3 protein-coding genes are annotated in these 4,647 nt (G+C 44.7%); 2 read left to right on the forward strand and 1 reads right to left on the reverse strand.

Features of this window, described 5'->3' with window-relative positions; genetic code table 11:
- Positions 1-215: 215 nt before the first annotated feature.
- Together CAG69_RS12130 and CAG69_RS12135 are read left to right on the forward strand one after the other, a co-directional pair.
- Complete coding sequence (locus CAG69_RS12130) at positions 216-719, forward strand: VC2046/SO_2500 family protein (protein WP_012841566.1); 504 nt, start codon at positions 216-218, stop codon at positions 717-719.
- A 191-nt stretch (positions 720-910) separates the two neighbouring features.
- Positions 911-1,594, forward strand: a complete 684-nt coding sequence (locus CAG69_RS12135) for an SDR family oxidoreductase (RefSeq protein ID WP_046874522.1) — start codon at positions 911-913, stop codon at positions 1,592-1,594.
- A 141-nt stretch (positions 1,595-1,735) separates the two neighbouring features.
- Here CAG69_RS12135 and adhE read toward each other — a convergent pair whose 3' ends face one another.
- Positions 1,736-4,438: a bifunctional acetaldehyde-CoA/alcohol dehydrogenase gene (adhE, locus tag CAG69_RS12140; RefSeq protein WP_065645116.1), complete on the reverse strand. Its 2,703-nt coding sequence runs from the start codon at positions 4,436-4,438 to the stop codon at positions 1,736-1,738.
- Positions 4,439-4,647: the final 209 nt, after the last annotated feature.

Here is a 4,647-nt window from a genome sequence, read left to right on the forward strand (position 1 = left end):
GGAACGGCTTCGGGCCCCTGGAAAACGGGGACTTCGTAGCTGAGAAACCTAGCAAAGTAATTTTACTTCCCCCTAAGTTCAATTTAGTCTTATTTTAAAAGCTCGCTGAACCAGCGAGCTTTTTATTTTTCGCTTAAAAACTCCAATTTAATCTCTTCTTTTTCCTAAAGTTCTTCTCAGACACGCCGTTAAAATGGCATCGAGCGAGGAACATCATGCAAATTCATACTTTAGACAAAGCGGCAATTATTAACGAACTTCAGTTCGGCAATGGTATCAACCATGCTGTCCACGAAGGACGTCGTGCCGATTTTGCACTGATTTTGTCGATGTTTTCTAACGATGTACGCGACGTTGTACCTGTAGAGGAAATCAAAGAAGTAGCCACCAGCGAAGATATACTCCGTCAACAACTTGAATTGTCAACGCCTCAAGCTCTTCGTTCTGATAGCAGCAGCTATGAGCTAGCAGCACAGCAAGCAAAACAATTCCACGGTGCAGGTCTACCCTCAGCGAAACTGAGTCACTACTTGAAACCAGACGCCCTGACCTACTTGCCGGAAGATACGTTTAACCTTCCTGAAGACGTTTATCACAACCTATCCGGTCATGAGCGACGCAAATTGGGCGAGCGCAACAAAAACCTCATCCCAGATGCAGGGCTATACAATCAACTAGTGACGGCTCAACGTCAGTATCAAATTCAACTGCAAGTATAGAGATCATTGTTCAACCAACAGCTTGCAGTATCCACAGTCAGAAATGTGACGCCTTACAAATTACCGCACAATAGTCCTCATCCAAAAGCGTTAGTTTGAAGTCTTTCACACTGAGCCTTTCTAATTTCAACCATGCTAATAGCACAAACCACTGGTGTATTTTTTTCACACAGGGATACAGTGAAGGTGTTATGGATATTAAAGAATCAATTATTCTCGTCACGTCTGCAGGTTCTGTCATAGGAAGAACTTGTGCTAGTCACTTTGCTCACCTTGGAGCGACGTTGATTCTTTGTGACCAAAACTCTAGCGCTCTAAAAGCGAGCTATGAGCAGATTAGTGCCTTCACAGATAAAGTTTATGCGATGAATGTGTGCAGTGATAACACAACGTCCATTAACTTACTGTTTGATCAAATAGAATCGCAGCTGCGTGCGACACCAGACGTGATAGTCAATTGCTGGACGAGCTCTCCCATGCCAGGCTTGATGGCTCCCGAACCTATGAGTACTTACATTGATCACTTGTCTTCTGCAGCACGTTTCCTCTACACCTATGGCCAAGTGGGAGCCGAACGATTTCGCGCTAGAAATAAGAAAGGGGTAATTGTTAACGTCATTTCCCATGACAGCCATGAAGATTTAACGGGAGTCGAAAGCATGGCTGCTTTGGTGTCAGGTTTTACTCACAGTTGGGCAAAAGAGCTCACTCCATTTAATATTCGGGTGGGTGGCGTCATTCCTTCGGTAAACCATACAAGAGAAGAACTTAACGAAAGACACTGGGCCGAGATCCAAGATGAATTGGTTCGCAATACCGCATATATCGTATCAAATGAGTATTTTAGTGGCAGAGTGGTTGCTACAGAAGTATGAATGGACAACGTGTTTGTTGCGTAAACGGATCGCTATTACTCGACTCTTTCAACAAAAAAGCCCCAGTCAAATGACTGGGGCTTTTACTTTTTCCCGGTTAAGGTTTCGTGCTAGCGAAAACCTTACTCACACGACTCTTAATTACGCGTCAGCTTTTTCTTTCTTTGCTTTAGGCGCCGCTTTCGCTGCTTCTTGGTCTGCTTTCTTCTTGATAACTGTTGTACCTTCGAAAGTTTCACCTTCAACGAATGCTTTACCGTAGTAAGAAGCCATTAACACATCTTTAAGTTCGCTAATTAGTGGGTAGCGAGGGTTCGCACCAGTACATTGGTCATCGAACGCTTCAACTGCTAGCTCATCAAGTTTCGCGATAAAGTCTGCTTCAGCTACGCCTGCCGCTTGGATAGACATTGGGATGTCTAGGTTCACTTTTAGCTCATCCAACCATGCTAGTAGACGTTCAATTTTCTGAGCAGTACGGTCACCAGCTTGGCTTAGACCTAAGTGGTCAGCAACTTCAGCGTAACGACGACGTGCTTGTGGGCGGTCGTATTGAGAGAACGCTGTTTGTTTAGTTGGGTTATCGTTCGCGTTGTAACGTACAACGTTAGAGATAAGTAATGCGTTTGCTAGGCCATGTGGAATGTGGAACTCAGCACCTAGTTTGTGCGCCATTGAGTGACAAACACCTAGGAATGCGTTAGCAAATGCCACACCAGCGATAGTTGCTGCGTTGTGTACTTTCTCACGAGCGATTGGGTCGTTAGCGCCGTTCGCGTAGCTTGAAGGTAGGTATTCTTTTAGCATCTTAAGTGCTTGTAGAGCCTGACCATCTGAGTATTCGTTCGCAAGAACAGATACGTAAGCTTCTAGAGCGTGAGTTACTGCATCGTAACCACCAAATGCTGTTAGAGACTTAGGCATGTTCATCACTAGGTTAGCATCAACGATAGCCATGTTTGGCGTGATTTCGTAGTCAGCTAGTGGGTATTTAGCGCCAGTTTTGTCGTCAGTAACAACCGCAAATGGTGTAACTTCTGAACCAGTACCTGAAGTTGTAGTGATACATACAAGCTCAGCTTTTTGACCCATTTTAGGGAACTTGTAAATACGTTTACGGATGTCCATAAAGCGCATTGCTAGTTCTTCGAAGTGAGTTTCTGGGTGCTCGTACATTACCCACATGATCTTCGCAGCATCCATTGGTGAACCACCACCTAACGCTAGGATAACATCTGGTTGGTAGCTAGCCATTTGAGCCGCACCTTTCTCTACAACAGAAAGCGTTGGGTCAGCTTCAACATCGAAGAATGTTTGAACTTCCATGCCTTGAGCTTTAAGTAGGCTTACTACGTCATCTGCGTAACCGTTGTTGAATAGGAAACGGTCAGTGACTAAGAATGCACGTTTCTTACCTTCTAGGTCGCCAAGCGCGATTGGAAGGCTACCACGACGGAAGTAGATTGACTTAGGTAGTTTATGCCACAACATGTTTTCAGCTCGCTTCGCTACAGTTTTCTTGTTGATTAGGTGTTTAGGACCTACGTTCTCAGAGATAGAGTTACCACCCCATGAACCACAACCTAGAGTTAGAGAAGGCGCAACATTGAAGTTGTACAAGTCACCGATACCACCGTGAGTTGTCGGGATGTTGATTAGGATACGAGCTGTCTTCATCTTGTCACCGAAGTAACGGATACGGTCAGCGTTAGTATCTTGGTTAGTGTAAAGACCAGATGTGTGGCCGATACCACCAATCTCAACCATAGTTACCGCTTGAGCAACCGCGTCTTCGAAGTTGTCAGCACGGAATAGACCTAGAGTTGGAGATAGTTTCTCGTGAGCGAATGCGTCATCGTAAGAAACTTTACCCAGACCTTCACCAACAAGAACTTTCGTGTCTGCTGGAACTTTAACGCCTGCCATTTCAGCGATTGCTGCTGCTGGTTGGCCTACGATTTTCGCGTTTAGCGCGCCATCGATAAGCAGTACTTTACGAACTTTTTCCGCTTCTGCTTTGCTTAGTACGTAAGCTTTGTGAGAAGCAAAACGCTCTTTCACTTCGTCGTAAACTTCATCAACGACGATTGCAGCCTGCTCAGAAGCACATACTACGCCGTTGTCGAAAGTCTTAGACATCAGGATAGAAGCCACTGCACGTTTGATGTCAGCAGTTTCGTCGATAACAACAGGAACGTTACCTGCACCTACACCGATTGCTGGTTTACCAGAAGAGTAAGCTGCTTTAACCATGCCTGGGCCACCAGTTGCAAGGATAAGAGCAATGTCATCGTGTTTCATAAGAGCGTTAGAAAGCTCAACAGAAGGTTGGTCGATCCAACCGATGATGTCTTTTGGTGCACCCGCTGCTACTGCTGCGTCTAGAACCAGTTTCGCTGCGTCGTTAGTCGAGTTTTTCGCACGTGGGTGTGGTGAGAAGATGATACCGTTACGAGTCTTCAGAGAGATTAGAGATTTGAAGATCGCTGTAGACGTAGGGTTAGTCGTTGGTACGATACCGCAGATGATACCTACAGGTTCAGCGATAGTCATAGTACCTAGGTTGTCATCCTCTTCTAGGATGCCACACGTTTGTTCGTCTTTGTATTTGTTGTAGATAAACTCAGAAGCGAAGTGGTTCTTGATTACTTTATCTTCAACAATACCCATACCAGATTCTTCAACCGCTTGTTGAGCTAGCGGGATACGGGCTTGGTTAGCTGCAAGCGATGCTGCACGGAAGATTTTGTCTACTTGCTCTTGAGAGTAAGTAGCGAACTCTTCTTGCGCTTTCTTAACGCGAGCAATCATTGCATCTAGTTCAGCCATATTAGTTACAGGCATAGGGAATCTCCTAAAATTAACAAATATTAAAAACTTTTTACTAAGGCTATTACTTATCGTTTTTACTGTTTATCAGTCACTTAGAAAACAAACGTCTTAGTAAATTGCTTTCAGGACTGAGTATAATATTTCAGAGTGTGAAAAAAATTGACTTGGATCAGTTCTCACGACCTAAATACCACCAAAGTGGTGCCTCATCACACCAAAAC

Origin of the sequence: Vibrio sp. V43_P6S15P86 (assembly GCF_009904725.1) — a bacterium.
In the GTDB taxonomy this organism is placed as follows: Bacteria; Pseudomonadota; Gammaproteobacteria; order Enterobacterales; family Vibrionaceae; genus Vibrio; species Vibrio diabolicus.

Coding starts and splice junctions, on each gene's coding strand:
- CAG69_RS12130 (WP_012841566.1), top strand. CDS start 216: ATGCAAATTCATACTTTAGACAAAGCGGCAATTATTAACGAACTTCAG.
- adhE (WP_065645116.1), bottom strand. CDS start 4,438: ATGCCTGTAACTAATATGGCTGAACTAGATGCAATGATTGCTCGCGTT.
- CAG69_RS12135 (WP_046874522.1), top strand. CDS start 911: ATGGATATTAAAGAATCAATTATTCTCGTCACGTCTGCAGGTTCTGTC.